The following is a 19,462-nucleotide window of genomic DNA, read 5'->3' as shown; positions in this document are numbered from 1 at the left end:
TTATTCAGCCTTCTCGGTGGTGGCCTGCGTGGCCGGGTGGGTGTCGTTGGCGGCATCCAGGACGCTGGTCAGCTGCAGACGACCGGCGGTGCGCAAGGCAGATGCTTCGACGTCCAGCAGATCGAGTTCCTGACCGACGGTGGACCAATGGCCACCTCCGGTGGGGAACGGGATGAGGACGGTGTAGGTTTGGCGATTGGCCATGATGGAAATTCTCCGGGTGTAAAAACGCCAAAGCCCCTGCAGGAGGGGCTTTGGGGAGGCGAAAAAAAACCGCTTTCGCGGTGGGTTTCAAATGCGCTCAGGCAACGGATAAAGAGCTTTGATTTCAGCAACCTTGTCCCGCCAAGCCTTCTCTTTTTCAGGGGACTCGTCGTACTGCCATTCGAGGAAAAGCGGATCGGCCTCGGTCACGTAAAGGGTTCGGCGCGCCGCGAGAGAATTTTCCAGCTGTGTGGTTCTTGCGGCGTCGACACAGAGTTGCGCTGCTTGCTCAGTCGAAAAGCCAAGGGTTTTGAGAATCACAGTATCCGCTGGGATATTGATCAATTGCTCACCATCAGGCGTTGTCGCCGTATGAATCAAAATTGTCATTCAGACCCCCTTCTTGGCGTAAATGTTATCGTTGTCGTAAGCGTACGCCATTCGTCTCTCCGGTAATGTTTTACCCAGCACATCATCAGCATCAGCTAAACGATAGGGTCGGACGCACCAACGAATCTCCCAATCACCTTGAGAGCTCTCCCCAATGGGAACCTCTTTATCCAAGCGGCTATGATCCACGCTCGCGGCAAAAGACTTATTAACCGTATAGCTCAATCCACCTCGAAGATAGACTCCGGAATAAGACGACGCTTGAGTAACTTGCCCATCCTTCAGACCTGAATATAAAGGTTTGACACCTGAAACAGATCGAGCAATACAGATCATACCCAAACTAACACCACGGGCCGTTTCACGGTAAGTTTGAGAGATTCGTTTCACTGTAAGGAAACTACTATCGCCACTCCATAGATGCCCACACCCTTCCATTTGCAAATTGAGACCTGCAATATGAACAATTCCTTGTCCAAACGGGGCCAAGCCAGCGTCGCGGTTGTAAACACGAGAGACCGTCACCTCTGTCTCACCATTGTCATTACCCGGCATTCTCCACCAAACAGGATAAAACGTGTCAGTGGGCAGATCAGTTAGATCGATTTCCTGGCTATATAGCGCACGACCATTAATATCCTTGGCTTGCACGCTGTTTCGCCACGTTGCGAACTGACTGAATGCGGTGTCTACACGCGCATCAATCTTACCAATCTGGTTAGTAACCGTTTCCGTCAGTTTGTTACATGCTTCCACAACTTTCGTGATAGTCGTTTCAATCCCCATCATCAACTCCCTGTCAATTTTTATTCCCGGCACTTTTGTAAGTACCACTACTTCGCTTCAAGGTCCATGACCCGCAACATCAAATCCATATGACGCGACATACTGCCAACCGATGCCGCCGCCATAATCGCGATCTCCTCCACCCACAACACATTCAAATTCTCATTCCCCACCACAATCGTCACGCTATCCGCCGGCAACGGCGAAACATCCAGCGTGAACTTTTGCAGTACCCGTGCCGCCGCCGCTTTATACGTCAGCAACTTCCCTGCAACGGAATACACCGCCAACAAGGTCCCGCTGGCGAGATAGAAACCAAACTCGCCAATTTCATATTCCCCTTCGCCATCAAACAGCGCGGCCATCCTGAGTTGTCGGTTACCCAAATCCTCGTAATCCACAATGGCTACCCGCTGGCGCTCGTTGCGCAGGGCGGTTTCGGTGCCGGTGGGGGTATAGCGACCGGTGCCGGCGCCGATGTGGGTGATTTCGCCTTTCAAGCCTTGGTTCTTTGCCTGTAGCACTTCATCCAAACCCTTGGAGGTGAAGCGCACCAGGCGCGTGATGTCATCTGTCATGGCTGCGCCCTGAGGTCGTAGTCGTTAATGGTGTAGTACTGGGCCACGCCAGCACTGTTAAGCCGAGTGCCCAGCACCAGTTCAGGCAGCGCGCCCCCAAGCGATAGCTCGCCCTCGCACAACGGGGCATGAACCGCACTGCTCAGGGAAAGACCACCTGCCAACGGATAAACGATGGTGATGGTGGCCTGATCCCGCTCGCTCTTGGCGGCGTTGATGCGGCGGATCAAACGGTTGTGGTCGCCGCTGGACCAACTGGCGCCGACGATCGCCTGCACGTCGAAGGTGTAAGGCAGGGCCTGCGGTCGTTGCTGATACCAGGCCATGATGTTGGGGGTGAACCCCAGGGATTCGACGGCATGGCTCAACGCCTTGGGTGTGCCAGCCTGACGCTGGATCTGCCAGGACAATTCCACCGTGAGACGCTTTTCGGCCTCGCTGGCGTCGGCGTTCCATTCGCTGACACCACGGTCGGCCGCCAGGTAAGGCAGGAACTCCACAGGTGTCCGCAACGGATTCATCAACCCCGGAAAGGGTGGAGCGACCCGGTCGAGCAAGCGCCCCAGACCCAGGTCCAATGCCTTTTCCAGCGGCGAACTGTTGGCCGGCAACAGGCTCGGTGCGTAGCGACTCATAGCGTGCGTACCTCGACCTCGACGTCCGTGCAATACGGAGCCTGGAAGGCCGTGGTGATAATCGGCTCCAGCGGTTCAAGAATCTCCAGTTGCACGGCGCCAGCGGTATGGATGGTGTAGTCGATCCAACTTGGATCCACGCGCCCTTCCAGACGATGACAAGACTCGGCATAGGTTTGCAGCAGTTGCTCGGCCGCCACCTGGGTCAACCCGGAATCCGGGCCAGCATTGATCTTGGCGACTACGCGAATCTTGTAAGGCAGGATTTGCGCACCCTGCACGCTCACTCGATCGGTTTCCGGTCGTACGTCCGGCCGCGCGAAATGTCGACGCACACCGTCAAGCAACGCCGTCGAGGGCTGCCCGTTGCCTTCCCGGGACAACACCGTGACCATCACTTCACCGGGCGCGGTGCGGCGACCGTTGCCATCCTTGACCTGCGCTGCGTAACCATCCGGGTCGAAGGTATAGACGACGGTCACAACACCTGGCGTCGCACTTTGCACCTTCACCACGGGTCGCTCGCCGAGGGTGAACACTTCCCGCCGATACTGCATCCGCGAACCCGCCGCCGGCGCGTGGGGCGCCAGGTAATAGCGCAGGCGTGCGTCATCGTCGCTTTCCAGGATCGGTGGCACGGGCGGAAACGCTGCTGGATCACCGGCATCCAGCACCTGGCGCTCCAAGCCCATGTCGGCCAGGCGCGCGTCGAGGTTACTGCCGGTGGCCCACCAGGCCAGCATCTGCTGGATGCGGGCGTTGTACTTGCGTTCATGGGTTTGCAGACGAACGCAAAAAGCCTCCAGGGCCAGCGTCAGCAATTCGCTCTGGTTTTCCAGGCTGACCTTGAGTTTTGCTGCATTGTGCGGCGAACGCTCGGCGACGTAACCCACGACGAATGCCTTGAACTCAGCCAGTAACAGCTCGAACTCGTCGACGGCAACCATCGCCGGAGGAGCCAACTGATTCTGCCCCGGTATCAACATGCTCATGTCACCACCTCGAAGGATTGCTTGCGGTTTTTCCAGGTACCGGCGAAACGCAACAGCAAACCGGCGCCCTGGCGATTGGCGACAATGACCTCAGGGGCAAAATCAGCAATGCCGTTGTGGGGGTTGTAGAACGCCTGGGCGGCGTGGCTTTGGGCGAGGATCAACAGATCATCCCCCAGGTTCTGTCCAAGCAATTGCGGGACCATCGAGCCGTAAAGCGGACGCTTTTGCCGGGTGCCCAATGGCGTGGTCAGCGCCCGGGTAGCGCGCTGGACGAATTGCAACCAATCGTCCACCGCGACCCCGGTATTTCTATCAATTCCGATCATGGCAAATCCTTATGCCGTGCTGATGACTCGGCCCTGGTGATCCACCACCGGGCCACTCAAGTGAACCCCGGAAGCATTCAGCAGCATGCCGACCGCGCCGACTTGCAGGCTGATGGTCTCGGGAGTCACGGTCAAACTGGCGGCGCCCAAGCTCAATACCACCTGTTCGCGCGAGCCGGTGAAAGCCGTGGGACCGTTAATCCAGTTAAGGACGTGGCCGGCGGCGTCGTAGTCGCTTTGTGTACCGTCCTGATGCCGTCGACGGGTCAGCGTCGCGACGCTGGACACCGGCGGGAAACGATCACTGTTCAGGCCAAACAGCGCCACCGACTGCGCTCCACCCTCGCCGCCGCCATAGTTGAGCAACAGGCATTGTTCACCGACCGTGGGGATGCGTGTTTCGGTCTGCGCCCCGGCGCTGGGATTGAAAAAACGAATGGCCGGGGTGAGCAGTTCGCCGTGGCTGACCTTGCAGGTATTGCTAGGCGCATCGACTTCCTGGCACACGCCGATCCGACAAAAACTCTCGGCGCGCCGGTACAGGTCTTCAAGCTGAGTTTCCATTTGCGCCAGACGCTCGATGATGGGCGTCAATTGCAGGCGTAATAATGCGTCAAACATGGGCTACCCCTGCAATGGCTGGTATTGATCGGGATCGTCGATATCCGAAACGTCCCATGTCCAGGCAAAAAGCGGCGTGCCTGTGGGGTCGTCGAGCAGCGGTGGGCCGAGATACAGGGTCTGGGTGAAGGAAACGGTCCAGGCGTCATAATCGGTTTCAGCTCCCGCCAACGTCGACGGCACGGCGACAATACCCATCGGCACGTCGCACTGGACCGGTGGCAGATTCCAACGGTTATCCAGTACCAGATCCATCAGCCGGCTCGCCAGATCACAGGCTTCAAAGGGCGGCGCCCCTCGGGCTACCACGACCTTGAGCGAGACCGACAACTCATGGGCTTTGCGTCCTTCAAGGGAGCGCACAGCCGGGCCATTGCGTTCAAGCGTGATCAACACGCCGGTTTTATCTGTCGCCAGAAAGTCCTGCGGGCTGCCCACCCACAGATCGGGGAACGCGGCGCGCAGCGTTTCACCGACAGCAATCGGCAGCTGTGAAGGTTTTTCAATCAGTGTCATGGTGTGGCTTCCTTGCAACGGTCACGGCTGGTCCGGGCGGGAACCTGGCGGCTCGTTCACCCCGATCCGCTTCGCCGCCCAACGTTCATAAAGGCCAATGGCGACGTCGGCGCCGGCCATCGCGGTCAAGCAACCGAGGGCCCCGGCGGTCCAGATCGACATGCCGGCGGCGTACAGCAACATCAGTGCCGATACCCCGCACACCATGCACGCCCCGGAACGCAAAGCCAGCCGCCGCACCAGTGACCAACCGCGAGCGCCCTCCTTGTCGGCTCGCCACATTTCGCCTGAAACCCCGCCGATCAGGGCCAATATAACGACCAGCCAGATAGGCATTTCCGCTAACGCTTGCTGCTCGTCTGTCATGTCACGCCTCCTGGAATGAGTAAAACCGGCAAGTCGCCGGTGTTGTGATGAATGGGTGGATGGTTTAGCGGTAAGCATTCCAAAAAGCCCGGTTGCCCAGGCTTTTCAGTAATGCAGTCCTCGATCTTTCGGCGCTACTGGCGCGGTACGGATCTTTCCTCGATGTTTTTCCGACCACGATCCCTGTCCGCCGGATAACTGCTTTTGGTGCTTTACGCTGCACACCCGGGTCAGTTGCCAACCCTCTGAACCGTCAAGGCCGGTTCATCGCTGCCTGTGGTAAAACCGTGAAACTAAAGAGCGTCGGCGTCCTGCCGGTATTGCTTGGCATCCTTGCCACCGCTCGGTGGCGTCCATGCCGGTATTGCGTGACATCCTTGTCTTTCCTGGCGGCATCCTTGCCGCCTCCACCAGCGTTTCCGGCTGGCTTGAGACACAGAATATGCATGTATGCATATACAGTCAATGCATAAATGCATTTATTTTTTGCGCCTCAATGCGCAAACGCATAAAGCCCTTGTCGGTCAGTCACTTATCGGGTTTCTTACAGGCGAAAAAAAGCCCGCGTGGGAGCGGGCTGATTTCTTACAGGCTGCGGTTACCGGGCGTACATGCCCCACCAGAAAACGTGACCGAGGATGCTGATCTGCTCTTCCTGGATTTCCTGGAAGCTGTAGTCCTCATCCGGGTGTTCATCGCGATTAAAACTACGCAGACGAATGCCCGTAGGCAGGCGATAGAGCTGTTTGACCCGCAACTGACCGTTGTGATTGATGGCATACAGATCACCATCGACAATGTCACCAACTCCGCTCTTGCCAGCATTGACGCCCACCGTCGCGCCATCACGCAACACTGGCAGCATGCTGTTGCCACGTACCGTTACACATTTGGCCTGATCGAACTGCACACCATTGTGACGCAGGCTGCGCTTGCCGAAACGCAAGCTGGCCTTCTCGCTTTCCTCGATGACGAATCTTCCTGATCCAGCAGCCAATTCAACCTCGCGCAGAAAGGGGATCGAGACCTCGTCATCATTGACGGGGGTATCGTCGTCCCACAGGCTTATGTCCTTGAGTTCCGAATGCATCGGATCACGCTCATCCTGCCACACCGCGGCCGCGCGCCCGCGCAATTGGTCGGTGCTGACGCGAAAATAATCGGCAATGCGCGAGATATGTTTGTCCGACGGATCAACGATCTTGCCGCTGAGGATCCGGGACAGAGTGGATTGAGGCACACCGGTGCGTCGATGCAGCTCCGTGGGGGAGATTGCGTCGCGATCCAGCAGCTCTCTTAATACGATAGAAACGTTGCGTTTTTGCATAGCGCGGATATTGAGGCCAGTTTCAGGCGATGGCAAATGCTATTTTGCATATTTAATGCATAAAAGCCGTTTTGACACTTGGCCCTCTGCGCACTGCGAAGCACTGACCTTGCGTGTTAACCTTGCGTCCATCGCAAAAAATGCTGGGCCAAGCGCCAAATGCCGGTCAGTTAAGGGAACGCCGACTACTGTAGAAGCCAGCTTGCTCGCGAAAAACGTCAACGATAACGCGTGCATTCTGGATAAACGCGGTGTCTTGGAGTTCTTCGGGAGCAAGCTCGCTCCTACTGAAAAAGGCTTAACTGATCGGCATTAGGGCCAAGCGCCCCTTTGCCCCATCACTTTCAACGAGTCCGCTAAGTATCTGATGAGTAAAAACACTTCCGATCTGTCCTCCCACACCCCGATGATGCAACAGTACTGGCGCCTGAAAAACCAGCACCCGGACCAGTTGATGTTCTATCGCATGGGCGACTTCTACGAGATCTTCTATGAGGACGCGAAGAAGGCCGCCAAGTTGCTGGACATCACCCTGACCGCGCGTGGACAGTCGGCCGGGCAGTCGATTCCGATGTGCGGGATTCCCTACCACTCGTTGGAAGGTTATCTGGTCAAGCTGGTGAAGCTGGGCGAGTCGGTGGTGATCTGCGAACAGGTCGGCGATCCGGCGACCAGCAAGGGGCCGGTGGAACGCCAGGTGGTGCGCATCATTACGCCGGGCACGGTGAGTGACGAGGCGTTGCTGGATGAACGTCGTGACAACCTGATCGCCGCGGTGCTGGGGGATGAGCGCTTGTTTGGCCTGGCGGTGCTGGATATCACCAGCGGTAACTTCAGCGTGCTGGAGACCAAGGGCTGGGAGAACCTGCTGGCGGAGCTTGAGCGTATCAATCCGGTGGAGCTGATGATTCCGGATGACTGGCCAAAGGACTTACCGGCGGAAAAACGCCGTGGGGCCAAGCGTCGTGCTCCGTGGGATTTCGAGCGTGATTCGGCGCTGAAAAGCCTGTGCCAGCATTCTCGGTGCAAGACCTCAAGGGCTTCGGCTGTGAAACACTGACCCTGGCGATTGGCGCTGCCGGTTGCCTGCTCAGTTATGCCAAAGAAACCCAACGCACCGCCCTGCCGCACTTGCGCAGCCTGCGCCATGAACGCCTGGACGACACCGTGGTGCTGGACGGCGCCAGCCGTCGCAACCTGGAACTGGACACCAACCTCGCCGGCGGCCGCGATAACACCCTGCAATCGGTGGTCGATCGCTGCCAGACCGCGATGGGCAGCCGCTTGCTGACCCGCTGGTTGAACCGCCCGCTGCGGGACCTGACGGTGCTGCAAGCACGTCAGTCGTCCATTACCTGCCTGCTGGATGGTTATCGCTTTGAAAAGCTGCAGCCGCAGCTCAAGGAAATCGGTGACATCGAGCGCATCCTGGCGCGGATCGGCTTGCGTAACGCGCGCCCCCGTGACTTGGCGCGACTGCGTGATGCCCTCGGCGCCCTGCCGCAATTGCAGATGGCGATGACCGAACTGGACACCCCGCACCTGCAGCAACTGGCCGTCACCACCGGCACCTATCCGGACCTCGCGGCCCTGCTGGAAAAAGCCATCATCGACAACCCGCCGGCGATCATCCGTGATGGCGGCGTGTTGAAAACCGGGTACGACAGCGAACTGGATGAGCTGCAATCGCTGAGCGAAAACGCCGGGCAGTTCCTGATTGACCTGGAAGCCCGCGAGAAAGCCCGCACCGGCCTGGCCAACCTGAAGGTCGGTTATAACCGCGTCCACGGTTACTTTATTGAGTTGCCAAGCAAGCAAGCCGAGCAAGCGCCTATCGATTATCAGCGACGTCAGACGCTTAAAGGTGCCGAGCGTTTTATTACGCCGGAACTGAAAGAATTCGAAGACAAGGCGCTGTCGGCCAAAAGTCGCGCCCTCGCGCGGGAAAAGATGCTCTATGAAGCCTTGCTCGAAGACTTGATCAGCCGCCTCGCGCCACTGCAAGACACCGCCGCCGCCTTGGCGGAACTGGATGTGTTGAGCAACCTCGCCGAACGTGCGCTGAACCTTGACCTGAACTGCCCGCGTTTTGTCAGCGAGCCGTGCATGCGTATCGTCCAGGGCCGCCATCCGGTGGTGGAGCAGGTGCTGACCACGCCATTCGTGGCCAACGACCTGTCGCTGGACGACGATACTCGCATGCTGGTGATTACCGGTCCGAACATGGGCGGTAAATCCACCTATATGCGTCAGACCGCCTTGATCGTGCTGCTGGCGCACATCGGCAGCTTCGTGCCGGCGGCCAGTTGCGAACTGTCGCTGGTGGACCGCATCTTCACCCGTATCGGTTCCAGCGATGACCTGGCCGGTGGCCGTTCGACCTTTATGGTGGAAATGAGCGAAACCGCCAATATCCTGCACAACGCCACCGAACGCAGCCTGGTGCTGATGGATGAAGTCGGCCGCGGCACCAGCACCTTCGACGGCCTGTCCCTGGCCTGGGCGGCGGCCGAACGCCTGGCCCAACTGCGGGCCTATACGTTGTTCGCCACCCACTACTTCGAACTGACGGTGTTGCCGGAAAACGAGCCGCTGGTAGCCAACGTGCATCTCAATGCCACCGAGCACAACGAACGCATCGTGTTCCTGCACCACGTGCTACCGGGCCCGGCCAGCCAGAGCTATGGCTTGGCCGTGGCCCAACTGGCCGGGGTCCCGACGCCCGTCATCACTCGCGCCCGCGAGCATCTGAGCCGTCTGGAAACCACCGCGCTGCCTCACGAGTCGGTGGTCGCCAGCCCTGCCAAAACCACCAGCAAACCGGGCGTGCCGCAGCAAAGCGATATGTTCGCCAGCCTGCCGCATCCGGTGCTGGATGAGTTGGCAAAGCTTGACCTGGACGACTTGACTCCGCGAAAAGCGTTGGAATTGCTATATGCACTGAAGACACGGGTCTAACGCAGACGCTTGCAAGCTGATATTATCTCGCGCGGTTTGGGATGCTGCGGGCTTTTAGCCCGGTTCGCAGACTATCGCTCCCAAACCTCGCGAGCCCTGCCATAAGGGGTTTCGCTGCCGCCGCCTGAGGAGAAAATTAGAAATGACCTTCGTCGTCACCGACAACTGCATCAAGTGCAAGTACACCGACTGCGTAGAAGTGTGTCCGGTGGACTGCTTTTACGAAGGCCCGAACTTCCTGGTCATCCACCCGGACGAGTGCATTGACTGCGCCCTGTGTGAGCCAGAATGCCCGGCCGTTGCGATCTTCTCCGAAGATGAAGTACCGGAGGATATGCAGGAGTTTATTCAGTTGAACGTCGAGCTGGCGGAAATCTGGCCGAATATCACCGAGAAGAAAGAATCGCTGCCTGACGCAGAAGAGTGGGATGGCGTGAAAGGCAAGATCAAAGACCTCGCACGTTAATTGCGTCGTTGTTCTTCAAAGGCCCCTTGCGGGCCTTTTTGCGTTTATGGTTTTCTACTTTTCTACAGGCAAAAAAAAGGGGCGGTTTGACCCGCCCACATTTTTTCCTTAGTCCCTGTGTTCCTTTTCATCATCCTGATGAATCGCATCCTGCGAGGTTCCCTGAGCCATCGTTCCTTGATGACTGTGTCAATCCGTGGACACAGGACTGATGTTAGAGACTTCCCGATTAAGTTCAAACGGAACCAATCGCAATCACTGCGTGCTGACTCACTTGAAACAGAATAAATAGTTGTTATTTTTCAAATGGATATAAAAATCAGCTAGCTCGTCGAGACGCGTCGGGAGAGCAAATAGACCGAACGCTTACGAAAAAGTAAGCGAATGCTTACACCAGCAACCGGGTAAAAGCGTAATCGACACCGTCCAGGGCTTGCGCCACACACGAAAAAGCCCCGACAACCTCGAGGCCTGGTTACTTTCAGTCCGATCAGTCGTCGCTGACAGTAATGGTCGGCATTGCCTGTGAACCCGCTTCCTGCAAGACAATCCGCGCACCCACATGACGGGCCAGTTCCTGATAGACCATGGCGATCTGGCCGTCGGGCTCGGCAATCACAGTTGGCTTGCCGCCGTCGGCCTGTTCACGAATGCCCATCGACAGCGGCAACGACGCCAGCAGTTCGACACCATATTGCGTGGCCAATTTCTCACCGCCGCCCTCACCGAACAAATGCTCGGCATGACCACAGTTGGAGCAGATGTGCACCGCCATGTTTTCCACGACACCCAGCACCGGGATGCTGACTTTACGGAACATTTCCACACCTTTGCGGGCATCCAGCAGCGCCAGGTCCTGCGGCGTGGTCACGATCACCGAGCCCGCGACCGGGACCTTTTGCGCCAGGGTCAGCTGGATATCGCCCGTGCCCGGCGGCATGTCGATCACCAGGTAGTCCAGATTGCCCCAATCGGTCTGCGTGACCAGTTGCAGCAAGGCGCCGGAGACCATCGGCCCGCGCCAGACCATCGGCGTGTTCTCGTCGGTCAGAAACGCCATGGACATCACTTCCACACCATGGGCCTCGATCGGCACGAACCATTTCTGGTCCTTGATTTTGGGGCGAGTACCTTCGGCAATACCGAACATCACGCCTTGGCTGGGACCATAAATGTCGGCGTCGAGAATCCCCACCCGCGCGCCTTCACGGGCGAGGGCCAGCGCCAGGTTGGCTGCTGTCGTGGACTTGCCCACGCCACCCTTGCCCGACGCCACGGCTACCACGTTCTTGACGTTGGCCATGCCCGGAATCTGTGCCTGCGCCTTATGTGGCGCAATCACACACTGGATATCAACCTTCGCGGCGCTGACACCGTCCAGGCCTTCAATCGCCATTTGCAGCATCTGCGCCCAGCCACTTTTGAACAGCCCCGCGGCGTAGCCCAACTCGAGCTGGACCGTGACCTGATCGCCCCGTACGTCAATGGTCCGGACACAGCCGGCGCTGACCGGGTCCTGGTTCAGATAGGGGTCGGTGTACTGGCGAAGGACGGCTTCCACCGCTGCACGATTAACGGCGCTCATGGGCTACTCCCGAAAAGACAGACTAAAACAGGCGGCTATCCTAACCGTTCCCGCGGCGAAGGGCATGTTTCACGACGTTGGAAAACGCTGAAACAGCCGCACGGGGTGAAATATATTTCCCGGCGCTTTATAGTGGCCGACCTCCGTTTCATCAAGTAGCCGAGCCCCATGTCCGAGCCACGCAAGATCCTCGTCACCAGCGCCCTGCCCTATGCCAATGGTTCGATCCACCTTGGCCATATGCTTGAGTACATCCAGACCGATATGTGGGTGCGCTTCCAGAAGCATCGCGGCAATCAGTGCATTTATGTCTGCGCGGACGACGCCCATGGTTCGGCCATCATGTTGCGCGCCGAAAAGGAAGGCATCACCCCGGAACAACTGATCGCCAACGTGCAGGCTGAACACAGCGCCGACTTTGCCGAGTTCCTGGTCGAATTCGACAACTTCCACTCGACCCACTCCGAAGAAAACCGCGAGCTGTCGAGCCAGATCTACCTGAAGCTGCGTGACGCCGGGCACATTGCCACGCGTTCGATCACCCAGTATTTCGACCCGGAAAAGAAAATGTTCCTGGCCGACCGTTTCATCAAGGGCACCTGCCCGAAATGCGGTACGGCAGACCAGTACGGCGATAACTGCGAAAAATGCGGCGCGACGTATGCACCTACCGACCTGAAGGACCCGAAGTCGGCCATCTCTGGCGCCACTCCGGTGCTCAAGGATTCCCAGCACTTTTTCTTCAAGCTCCCGGATTTCCAGCAGATGCTGCAGACCTGGACCCGCAGCGGCACCCTGCAAGATGCGGTGGCGAACAAGCTCGCCGAGTGGCTGGACGCCGGCCTGCAACAGTGGGACATTTCTCGGGACGCGCCGTACTTCGGCTTCGAAATCCCCGACGAACCGGGCAAGTATTTCTACGTATGGCTGGACGCGCCGATTGGCTACATGGCGAGTTTCAAAAACCTCTGCGCCCGCACGCCGGAGCTGGATTTCGACGCGTTCTGGGGCAAGGATTCCACGGCCGAGCTGTACCACTTCATTGGCAAGGACATCGTCAACTTCCACGCGCTGTTCTGGCCTGCGATGCTCGAAGGTTCGGGCTACCGCAAACCGACCGGCATCAACGTGCACGGTTATCTGACGGTCAACGGCCAGAAGATGTCCAAATCCCGTGGCACCTTTATCAAGGCGCGCACCTACCTGGATCACCTGTCACCGGAATACCTGCGTTATTACTACGCCTCCAAGCTGGGCCGTGGGGTCGACGACCTGGACCTGAACCTGGAAGACTTCGTACAGAAGGTCAACTCCGACCTGGTCGGCAAAGTCGTCAATATCGCCAGCCGCTGCTCCGGTTTTATCCACAAGGGCAACGCCGGCATCATGGTCCCGGTGAATGCCGCGCCAGAGCTGACCGAGGCCTTCCTGGCTGCCGCGCCAAGCATCGCCGAGGCGTATGAAGCCCGCGATTTTGCCCGCGCCATGCGCGAGATCATGGGCCTGGCCGACCGCGCCAATGCCTGGATCGCCGACAAGGCGCCGTGGTCGCTGAATAAACTCGAAGGCAAGCAGGATGAAGTCCAGGCGATTTGCGCCACCGGTATCAACCTGTTCCGCCAACTGGTGATTTTCCTCAAGCCGGTCCTGCCGTTGCTGGCGGCCGATGCCGAGGCGTTTCTGAATGTCGCGCCGTTGACCTGGAACGACCACGCCCGCCTGTTGAGCAACCATCAGCTCAACGCCTTCAAACCGCTGATGACCCGCATTGATCCAGTAAAAGTCCAGGCCATGACCGACGCGTCGAAAGAAGACCTCGCCGCCAGCCAGACCGACACCGGTGAAGCAGCACCCGCGGGCAATGGCGAACTGACCAAAGACCCGCTGTCCCCGGAAATCGAGTTTGACGCGTTCGCCGCCGTCGACTTGCGCGTCGCGCTGATCCTCAAGGCCGAAGCGGTTGAAGGGGCTGACAAACTGTTGCGCCTGACCCTGGACATCGGTGACGAGCAACGCAACGTGTTCTCCGGAATCAAGAGCGCCTACCCCGATCCGGCCAAGCTGGAAGGCCGTCTGACCATGATGATTGCCAACCTCAAGCCACGGAAGATGCGCTTCGGCATCTCCGAAGGCATGGTGATGGCCGCAGGCCCGGGCGGTGAGGAAATCTACCTGCTGAGCCCCGACAGCGGCGCCAAGCCTGGCCAGCGCATCAAGTAACACTGAAACCGCCCGATAGTCGCGACGATGACTCGCTATCGGGCGGTTTCAGCTAGTGCCCTCCCCGTGCTTGCCGGATAATCAGGCCCTGTTCGCTTAACCGGCCCCACCATGACCGATATGCTTGTCCCTCTTGCCAGCGCCGCCCTGATCAGCCACTTCGTGCTGCGCATGCCGCTGCCCGGCGATCAGGTTCTGGAGCGTCGACGGGTGCATGCCCTGGGACTCGCAACCCTGTTGCTGATGGTACTCAGCGGCGTATCGGGCTACCTGCTGCATCACTATTTGCTGCTACCGTCTACGCTGGTTTCGCTGCGACTGTTTGTGTGGCTGGCGATGACCGCGTTGCTGATTCAACCTTTGCTGCGCGCCCTGTCGAGGTGGGCACCAAGGCTGCCGTTCGACGGACTATGGCCGCTGCTACTGGGCAACGCCGGTGTACTCGGGGTAGTGCTGAGCGGTGTTCGAGACGATCAGGGCCTGGTTGACATGACACTCCTGAGTCTGGGAACCGGTCTCGGTTTCTGGCTGGCGCTCGGTCTGTTCAGCGATCTGTGCCAACGTGTCGCCGGCAACGATATTCCCCAGCCCTTCAAAGGCCTGCCGCTGGAGCTGATCGGTGCCGGGTTGATGAGCGTGGCTTTCCTGGGTTTCAACGCAATGATCAAACCATGAGCCTGATTCAACGTATCGACGCTTTGCTGCCACAAACCCAATGCGGCAAATGTGGGCATCCTGGCTGCAAACCCTATGCTGAAGGGATCGCTCAAGGCGAAGCCATCAACAAGTGCCCACCGGGCGGTCAAGAGACCCTCGCCGGCCTCGCACAGCTGTTGAACGTGGCGCTAGTGGAACTGGATACCTCACGGGGCGAAGCGCCGGCGCAAGTGGCGTTTATTCGTGAAGCCGAGTGCATCGGTTGCACCAAGTGCATCCAGGCCTGCCCGGTGGATGCCATCCTCGGCGCGGCCAAGCTGATGCACACGGTGATCGTTGATGAATGCACCGGTTGCGACCTGTGTGTCGCGCCTTGCCCGGTGGACTGCATTGAAATGCACCCGCTGTCACCGGGTAAGACGCTGCCAATTGTCGGTGGCCTGGCAACCAGCGCCCAGGAGTACCAAGCCCGCGCGACCAAACGCGAGCGTGCCCGACGTCGTTTCGAACAGCGCAATGCGCGCCTGCAGCGTGAAGAAGCGCTGCGGATTGCCGAACGCCTGGCTCGCACCCAGCGCGCCGCGCCCAGCGAAGAAGTGCAGAGCAATCCGCTGCAGGCAGCGATTGAACGCGTCCGCGCACAAAAAACCGCAGAAATGGACGCTGCGGTAAAAAAGGCCAAGATCACCCTCGCGATGAGCCGAGCCCAACTCAATAGGTCCCTGAAAGCCTTTGGCCATCCGCCGACCTTTGAGCAGCAGTCGCAGTTGATTCATCTGCAGCAGCAGTTTGAAGCTGCCGAGCAGGCGCTGGCGTTGCTCGAAGCGAATAACCCCGTCGTGCCGCCCCTCGCGGCGGATCAGGGTCCCGACCTCAAGCGTGCAAAAATCCAGCTGGCGATGCACCGTGCCGAACTGAGCAAACTGCAGCGTCAGCCGGGCACCAGCGAGGCCGAGTTGACCGTCGCCCGACAGCGGCTCGATGACGCTCAACGTCTGGTGGATAAGCATGTCAGCACTTGAGACCTTCGACCATCAGCAACAGGCAATGAAACGAGTGCTGCTGGCGACAGGTCCTGGGGTGCTCGTGCTGTTCTGGTTTTACGGTTGGGGCGTGTTGATCAATCTGATCCTGGCAGGCGCTTGCGCATGGATCGTGGAAGCCAGCATTTGTCGTCTACGCAGGCGCCAGCTGGGTTTGCCGTCCGGTGATCTCAGCGGCCTGGTCAGCGCAACTTTGCTGGCCTTGGCCCTGCCACCTTACTGCCCGTGGTGGTTATGCTTGGCCGCGGTCGCCAGTGCATTGTTGCTGGGAAAACACCTGTATGGCGGCAACCGGAATCCGTTTAACCCGGCCATGCTCGGTTATGCACTGATGCTAGTGCTCTTCCCGCAACCGATGACGCACTGGCCTGCTCCCCATGGCATGGAGCTGTTGGCGAGTCTGCAACAGGTATTGGGCATACAGGGCGACGCACCTGATGCCTGGTCCCAGGCCACGGCCCTCGATACGTTGCGAATCAATAAAAGCCTGACCATGGACGAACTGTTTGCGAATAACCCGGCTTTTGGCCACATCGCCGGCAAAAGCAGCGAATGGGTCAATCTGGCGTTTCTCGCTGGCGGTGTCTTTTTGCTTCAACAACGGGTTTTCAGTTGGCACGCTCCGGTGGGCATGCTCGCCAGCCTGTTCGTCATCAGCCTGCTGTGCTGGAACGGCTCAGGATCGGATTCCCATGGCGCCCCGCTGTTTCATCTGCTGACCGGCGCAACCATGCTCGGGGCATTTTTTATTGTTACCGAGCCGGTATCCGGAGCTAAAAACCCACGTGCGCGTTTGCTGTTTGGTATCGGCGTGGGGTTGCTCATCTACCTGATCCGCACATGGGGCAGCTACGCCGATGGCGTAGCGTTTGCGGTATTGATGATGAACCTGGCGGTGCCCGCGCTTGAACGCCTGGCAGAACCCAAGCCACAGGCGGTGGATGGATGAAGCCCACACGAGAAATAATCATCGTGATGCTGGTGGCTATCGCCGGCGCTGGCCTGACCGTGGCCCTGCAACAACTGACCACCCAGCCCATCGCCGCCCAGCAACGCGATCTGCAAAACCGTACGTTGCTGGATCTCTTGCCGCTGGCTGGCTACGACATTCAGCCATTGGCACATCCGCTGCTCGCAAGTCCCGTAGCGCTGAACCACAGTCGACTGCTCAATGGTTATCTCGCGACGCTGTCAGGGCAACCAAGTGCCGTGGTCCTGCACTCACAAACCATCGGTTACAACGACAGTATTGAATTGTTGATCGCAATCGCCGGCAATGGAAAAGTACTGGGGGTAAAAACCCTTAAGCAGTCGGAAACACCTGGTCTGGGCGGGCACATTACCGAGCCCGGTCATCCCTGGCTTGCCGCCTTCAAGGGACTGTCGCCAAACACTCCGCAAGAGCCAGCCTGGGCCCTGAGAAAAGACGGCGGGCAATTCGATCAAATGGCCGGCGCCACTGTCACCTCGCGCGCCGTGCTCAACGCAATCCATGACGCCCTAGGCTATTTTGACGAGCACCGTCAGCACTTGCTGGAGCGGCCTGTCGATGAGTAAGTCCGTCTGGCTGGCAGGTGCGTTGATACTGCCACCGGTGCTTGGCGTCAGTGACACCTTGGTGAAAGCCTTGGTTTTCTGGATGGTCTCGACAGTGATTGTGACGATCTACAGTGTGAGCATGAAGCTGATTCGTCATCACCTCAGTGGCCACCGTTTGGGTGTGGCAAGCGTGTTGCTGGCGGCGACCTGGATCAGTTGCGGCGACTTGGCGATACAGGTCCTGGTGCTGGAGATGTCCGCAGGCCTGAGCGCTTATCTGTTGTTGCTCGGAGTTCAATGTGTGTTGCTCGAACAAGGCGGGTTCTTCCAACCCGGCCAGGGTAAGCTGCGGTTTCGCCTGTTTGTCGTATTCAGTCTGCTGCTGTGGGCAATGACGCTGTCACGCATCCTGATCGATAGCCACTTCGCCACATTCGCCCCGTGGGGGTTTATCCTGCTCGGCCTGCTGCTCGCAGGATGGCAGGCCTGGGCCCACCGTTCAAAACCCCACTGACCGCTTGCAAGGAACCGTTCGCGCCATGAATGCCGCAAAACGCCTGGAAATTTTCCGTCGGCTGCACGAAGACAACCCGGAACCGAAAACCGAACTGGCTTACTCCTCAGCGTTCGAGCTACTGATCGCAGTGATTTTGTCCGCACAATCGACAGACGTCGGCGTCAACAAGGCCACCGCCAAATTGTTCCCCGTGGCCAATACACCGGCAGCGATCCATGCGCTTGGGGTTGAAGGGTTGTCGCATTACATCAAGACCATTGGCCTGTACAACAGCAAGGCAAAAAACGTCATCGAGACCTGCCGCTTGCTGGTGGAACGTCACAACGGCGAAGTACCGCAAACCCGTGAGGCACTCGAGGCCCTGCCAGGAGTAGGTCGCAAGACCGCCAACGTGGTGCTCAATACTGCGTTTCGCCAATTGACCATGGCGGTGGACACGCACATTTTCCGCGTCAGTAACCGCACCGGGCTAGCGCCTGGAAAAAATGTGGTGGAGGTGGAAAAACAGCTGATGAAGTTTGTACCCAAACCTTACCTGCTTGACTCCCACCACTGGTTGATCCTGCATGGGCGCTACGTATGCCAGGCTCGAAAGCCCCGCTGCGGCAGCTGCCGGATCGAAGATCTGTGCGAATACAAGGAAAAGACGTCCGACGATTGAGCAACCAAGGGTTTTATTGATCAGTCGATTGAAAAAATCTTTTTTACCCGGCCGACGTTTGTCGATATAAGGAGCGCCAATGGCAGTCTTAGCCTGGAGTTAACCTTATGAGCACTGGCAAAGAACAACTGGATGTGGATGTAGAGGATGACTTTGTTGCCACGGACTCGGATGAGGCGACTGAAGCACCTATAGAAGTGGCCAAGACCAATTTGAGCAAACGCCGCACAATCGACAACCTTCTGGAAGAGCGACGCTTGCAAAAACAGTTGGCCGATTACGATTTCGACCTTTAATCCAGCGGGCCACATCCAGAAGCCTCCGCCGGGAGGCTTTTTCTGTGCGGACGTCGACGGCGCCCGACACTGCACCTGACGTTTATACCAGCCCGTTACGCTGCGCGAGCTCTATCAAATCCACCAGCGATCGAGCATTGAGCTTGAGCAGCAAGCGAGTCTTGTAGGTACTCACGGTTTTGTTGCTAAGGAACATGCCATCGGCAATCTCCTTGTTGGTTTTCCCGCGTGCCAGTTGCTGTAATACCATCATCTCCCGACCCGAGAGCCGCTCGACCATGTCCGCTTCACTGGCATTCCCCTGCGTGGACCGCACCGAATTGAGCGCCTGGTTGGGGAAGTAGCTGTAACCGGACAACACGGCCTTTATCGCACTCAGCAACTCGGTAAGGTCCTGTTGCTTGCAGACGTAGCCCGCCGCCCCCGCCTGCATGCAGCGCATGGAAAAGTGGCCAGGTGCCTGGGACGTCAGCACCAGCACTTTGAACGGTTGCACCTGTTTGGTTGACGATAGCCGGCAAATAACTTCCAGACCATCGAGTTTAGGAATTCCAATATCCAGAATGACAATGTCCGGCATGTGCTCCCGAGCGAGTTGCAATGCATCGACACCGTTATCGGTCTCCGCAACAACCTCGTATCCATGACGCTCCATTAGCATCCGTACAGCAAGGCGAATGACGGGATGATCATCCACGATCAGCACTTTATTCATGGGCAAGTCCAATTTCGCTGTTCGAATTATTCAGAGCCCGCACAATAGCCTAGTCGTTTCC

The 19,462-nt window shown here is 58.3% G+C and carries 22 protein-coding genes and 1 pseudogene; 10 read left to right on the top strand and 13 right to left on the bottom strand.

The annotated features are described in order from the left end of the window. The 11 genes from BLU75_RS01820 to BLU75_RS01770 form a co-directional block, all read right to left on the bottom strand. Positions 1-204: a hypothetical protein gene (locus BLU75_RS01820; protein WP_084381349.1), complete on the bottom strand. Its 204-nt coding sequence runs from the start codon at positions 202-204 to the stop codon at positions 1-3. 87 nt (positions 205-291) lie between these two features. Beyond that, the gene (locus BLU75_RS01815) at positions 292-594 is read right to left on the bottom strand and encodes a hypothetical protein (RefSeq protein WP_084381350.1); all 303 of its coding nucleotides are present in this window, start codon (positions 592-594) and stop codon (positions 292-294) included. Continuing rightward, entirely contained in the window at positions 595-1,428 is an 834-nt protein-coding gene (locus BLU75_RS01810; protein WP_231982604.1) for a phage tail protein, read from the bottom strand. It abuts the gene before it with no gap. After that, complete coding sequence (locus BLU75_RS01805; protein ID WP_084381351.1) at positions 1,428-1,958, bottom strand: phage tail-collar fiber domain-containing protein; 531 nt, start codon at positions 1,956-1,958, stop codon at positions 1,428-1,430. Before BLU75_RS01805 ends, BLU75_RS01810 begins: the two co-directional genes overlap by 1 nt. Next, positions 1,955-2,593: a phage tail protein I gene (locus tag BLU75_RS01800; protein ID WP_084381352.1), complete on the bottom strand. Its 639-nt coding sequence runs from the start codon at positions 2,591-2,593 to the stop codon at positions 1,955-1,957. The genes BLU75_RS01805 and BLU75_RS01800 overlap by 4 nt, the downstream gene beginning before the upstream one ends. Beyond that, positions 2,590-3,585, bottom strand: coding sequence for a baseplate J/gp47 family protein (locus tag BLU75_RS01795; protein WP_084381353.1), 996 nt, complete (start codon positions 3,583-3,585; stop codon positions 2,590-2,592). The genes BLU75_RS01800 and BLU75_RS01795 overlap by 4 nt, the downstream gene beginning before the upstream one ends. After that, entirely contained in the window at positions 3,582-3,914 is a 333-nt protein-coding gene (locus BLU75_RS01790; RefSeq protein WP_084381354.1) for a phage baseplate protein, read from the bottom strand. The genes BLU75_RS01795 and BLU75_RS01790 overlap by 4 nt, the downstream gene beginning before the upstream one ends. A gap of 9 nt (positions 3,915-3,923) precedes the next feature. Continuing rightward, on the bottom strand, positions 3,924-4,535 hold the full coding sequence (locus BLU75_RS01785; protein ID WP_084381355.1) for a phage baseplate assembly protein V: 612 nt from the start codon (positions 4,533-4,535) through the stop codon (positions 3,924-3,926). A 3-nt stretch (positions 4,536-4,538) separates the two neighbouring features. Beyond that, positions 4,539-5,051, bottom strand: a complete 513-nt coding sequence (locus BLU75_RS01780; RefSeq protein ID WP_084381356.1) for a hypothetical protein — start codon at positions 5,049-5,051, stop codon at positions 4,539-4,541. A 21-nt stretch (positions 5,052-5,072) separates the two neighbouring features. Continuing rightward, a complete protein-coding gene (locus tag BLU75_RS01775; RefSeq protein WP_084381357.1) occupies positions 5,073-5,417 on the bottom strand; it encodes a phage holin family protein in 345 nt (114 codons plus the stop codon). A gap of 598 nt (positions 5,418-6,015) precedes the next feature. Beyond that, a complete protein-coding gene (locus tag BLU75_RS01770; protein ID WP_084381358.1) occupies positions 6,016-6,744 on the bottom strand; it encodes a LexA family transcriptional regulator in 729 nt (242 codons plus the stop codon). Positions 6,745-7,111: 367 nt separating this feature from the next. On the opposite strand from BLU75_RS01770, the pseudogene mutS reads away from it, so the two are divergent. Continuing rightward, a pseudogene (mutS, locus tag BLU75_RS01760) lies at positions 7,112-9,702 on the top strand (DNA mismatch repair protein MutS). 142 nt (positions 9,703-9,844) lie between these two features. Beyond that, positions 9,845-10,168, top strand: a complete 324-nt coding sequence (fdxA, locus tag BLU75_RS01755) for a ferredoxin FdxA (protein WP_084381360.1) — start codon at positions 9,845-9,847, stop codon at positions 10,166-10,168. 490 nt (positions 10,169-10,658) lie between these two features. Here the strand turns inward: fdxA and apbC are convergent, their stop codons facing one another. After that, positions 10,659-11,753: an iron-sulfur cluster carrier protein ApbC gene (gene apbC / locus BLU75_RS01750; RefSeq protein ID WP_084381361.1), complete on the bottom strand. Its 1,095-nt coding sequence runs from the start codon at positions 11,751-11,753 to the stop codon at positions 10,659-10,661. A gap of 168 nt (positions 11,754-11,921) precedes the next feature. Here apbC and metG point away from each other — a divergent pair, with 168 nt between their 5' ends. The 8 genes from metG to BLU75_RS01710 all read left to right on the top strand — a co-directional run bounded on the left by metG (position 11,922) and on the right by BLU75_RS01710 (position 18,686). After that, complete coding sequence (gene metG / locus BLU75_RS01745; protein WP_084381362.1) at positions 11,922-13,973, top strand: methionine--tRNA ligase; 2,052 nt, start codon at positions 11,922-11,924, stop codon at positions 13,971-13,973. Between the two features lie 111 nt (positions 13,974-14,084). Continuing rightward, entirely contained in the window at positions 14,085-14,648 is a 564-nt protein-coding gene (locus tag BLU75_RS01740; protein WP_084381363.1) for an Rnf-Nqr domain containing protein, read from the top strand. Further along, the gene (gene rsxB / locus BLU75_RS01735; protein WP_084381364.1) at positions 14,645-15,652 is read left to right on the top strand and encodes an electron transport complex subunit RsxB; all 1,008 of its coding nucleotides are present in this window, start codon (positions 14,645-14,647) and stop codon (positions 15,650-15,652) included. Before BLU75_RS01740 ends, rsxB begins: the two co-directional genes overlap by 4 nt. Continuing rightward, entirely contained in the window at positions 15,639-16,622 is a 984-nt protein-coding gene (locus BLU75_RS01730) for an RnfABCDGE type electron transport complex subunit D (protein WP_084381365.1), read from the top strand. Before rsxB ends, BLU75_RS01730 begins: the two co-directional genes overlap by 14 nt. Continuing rightward, on the top strand, positions 16,619-17,230 hold the full coding sequence (locus tag BLU75_RS01725; protein WP_084381366.1) for an RnfABCDGE type electron transport complex subunit G: 612 nt from the start codon (positions 16,619-16,621) through the stop codon (positions 17,228-17,230). Before BLU75_RS01730 ends, BLU75_RS01725 begins: the two co-directional genes overlap by 4 nt. Then, a complete protein-coding gene (locus BLU75_RS01720) occupies positions 17,223-17,726 on the top strand; it encodes an Rnf-Nqr domain containing protein (protein WP_084381367.1) in 504 nt (167 codons plus the stop codon). The genes BLU75_RS01725 and BLU75_RS01720 overlap by 8 nt, the downstream gene beginning before the upstream one ends. A gap of 25 nt (positions 17,727-17,751) precedes the next feature. Beyond that, a complete protein-coding gene (gene nth / locus BLU75_RS01715) occupies positions 17,752-18,390 on the top strand; it encodes an endonuclease III (RefSeq protein ID WP_084381368.1) in 639 nt (212 codons plus the stop codon). A gap of 107 nt (positions 18,391-18,497) precedes the next feature. Further along, positions 18,498-18,686, top strand: coding sequence for a PA3496 family putative envelope integrity protein (locus BLU75_RS01710; RefSeq protein WP_084381369.1), 189 nt, complete (start codon positions 18,498-18,500; stop codon positions 18,684-18,686). A gap of 82 nt (positions 18,687-18,768) precedes the next feature. Here BLU75_RS01710 and BLU75_RS01705 read toward each other — a convergent pair whose 3' ends face one another. Beyond that, positions 18,769-19,401 carry a response regulator transcription factor gene (locus tag BLU75_RS01705; protein WP_084381370.1) on the bottom strand — a complete coding sequence of 211 codons (633 nt, stop codon included), beginning with the start codon at positions 19,399-19,401 and terminating at the stop codon, positions 18,769-18,771. Between the last annotated feature and the right edge of the window lie 61 nt (positions 19,402-19,462).

This window comes from Pseudomonas mucidolens, assembly GCF_900106045.1.
In the GTDB taxonomy this organism is placed as follows: Bacteria; Pseudomonadota; Gammaproteobacteria; order Pseudomonadales; family Pseudomonadaceae; genus Aquipseudomonas; species Aquipseudomonas mucidolens.
The sequence above is the reverse complement of the archived record's forward strand: the minus strand, read 5'-3'. Positions and strand labels throughout refer to the sequence as shown.

What these genes read in the sequence shown, in the direction of transcription:
- BLU75_RS01720 (WP_084381367.1), top strand. Translation starts at nt 17,223, where the DNA reads ATGAGTAAGTCCGTCTGGCTGGCAGGTGCGTTGATACTGCCACCGGTG.
- BLU75_RS01785 (WP_084381355.1), bottom strand. Translation starts at nt 4,535, where the DNA reads ATGTTTGACGCATTATTACGCCTGCAATTGACGCCCATCATCGAGCGT.
- BLU75_RS01710 (WP_084381369.1), top strand. Translation starts at nt 18,498, where the DNA reads ATGAGCACTGGCAAAGAACAACTGGATGTGGATGTAGAGGATGACTTT.
- metG (WP_084381362.1), top strand. Translation starts at nt 11,922, where the DNA reads ATGTCCGAGCCACGCAAGATCCTCGTCACCAGCGCCCTGCCCTATGCC.
- BLU75_RS01705 (WP_084381370.1), bottom strand. Translation starts at nt 19,401, where the DNA reads ATGAATAAAGTGCTGATCGTGGATGATCATCCCGTCATTCGCCTTGCT.
- BLU75_RS01740 (WP_084381363.1), top strand. Translation starts at nt 14,085, where the DNA reads ATGACCGATATGCTTGTCCCTCTTGCCAGCGCCGCCCTGATCAGCCAC.
- BLU75_RS01790 (WP_084381354.1), bottom strand. Translation starts at nt 3,914, where the DNA reads ATGATCGGAATTGATAGAAATACCGGGGTCGCGGTGGACGATTGGTTG.
- nth (WP_084381368.1), top strand. Translation starts at nt 17,752, where the DNA reads ATGAATGCCGCAAAACGCCTGGAAATTTTCCGTCGGCTGCACGAAGAC.
- BLU75_RS01805 (WP_084381351.1), bottom strand. Translation starts at nt 1,958, where the DNA reads ATGACAGATGACATCACGCGCCTGGTGCGCTTCACCTCCAAGGGTTTG.
- BLU75_RS01770 (WP_084381358.1), bottom strand. Translation starts at nt 6,744, where the DNA reads ATGCAAAAACGCAACGTTTCTATCGTATTAAGAGAGCTGCTGGATCGC.
- BLU75_RS01795 (WP_084381353.1), bottom strand. Translation starts at nt 3,585, where the DNA reads ATGAGCATGTTGATACCGGGGCAGAATCAGTTGGCTCCTCCGGCGATG.
- rsxB (WP_084381364.1), top strand. Translation starts at nt 14,645, where the DNA reads ATGAGCCTGATTCAACGTATCGACGCTTTGCTGCCACAAACCCAATGC.
- BLU75_RS01820 (WP_084381349.1), bottom strand. Translation starts at nt 204, where the DNA reads ATGGCCAATCGCCAAACCTACACCGTCCTCATCCCGTTCCCCACCGGA.
- fdxA (WP_084381360.1), top strand. Translation starts at nt 9,845, where the DNA reads ATGACCTTCGTCGTCACCGACAACTGCATCAAGTGCAAGTACACCGAC.
- BLU75_RS01725 (WP_084381366.1), top strand. Translation starts at nt 16,619, where the DNA reads ATGAAGCCCACACGAGAAATAATCATCGTGATGCTGGTGGCTATCGCC.
- BLU75_RS01775 (WP_084381357.1), bottom strand. Translation starts at nt 5,417, where the DNA reads ATGACAGACGAGCAGCAAGCGTTAGCGGAAATGCCTATCTGGCTGGTC.
- BLU75_RS01730 (WP_084381365.1), top strand. Translation starts at nt 15,639, where the DNA reads ATGTCAGCACTTGAGACCTTCGACCATCAGCAACAGGCAATGAAACGA.
- BLU75_RS01800 (WP_084381352.1), bottom strand. Translation starts at nt 2,593, where the DNA reads ATGAGTCGCTACGCACCGAGCCTGTTGCCGGCCAACAGTTCGCCGCTG.
- BLU75_RS01815 (WP_084381350.1), bottom strand. Translation starts at nt 594, where the DNA reads ATGACAATTTTGATTCATACGGCGACAACGCCTGATGGTGAGCAATTG.
- apbC (WP_084381361.1), bottom strand. Translation starts at nt 11,753, where the DNA reads ATGAGCGCCGTTAATCGTGCAGCGGTGGAAGCCGTCCTTCGCCAGTAC.
- BLU75_RS01780 (WP_084381356.1), bottom strand. Translation starts at nt 5,051, where the DNA reads ATGACACTGATTGAAAAACCTTCACAGCTGCCGATTGCTGTCGGTGAA.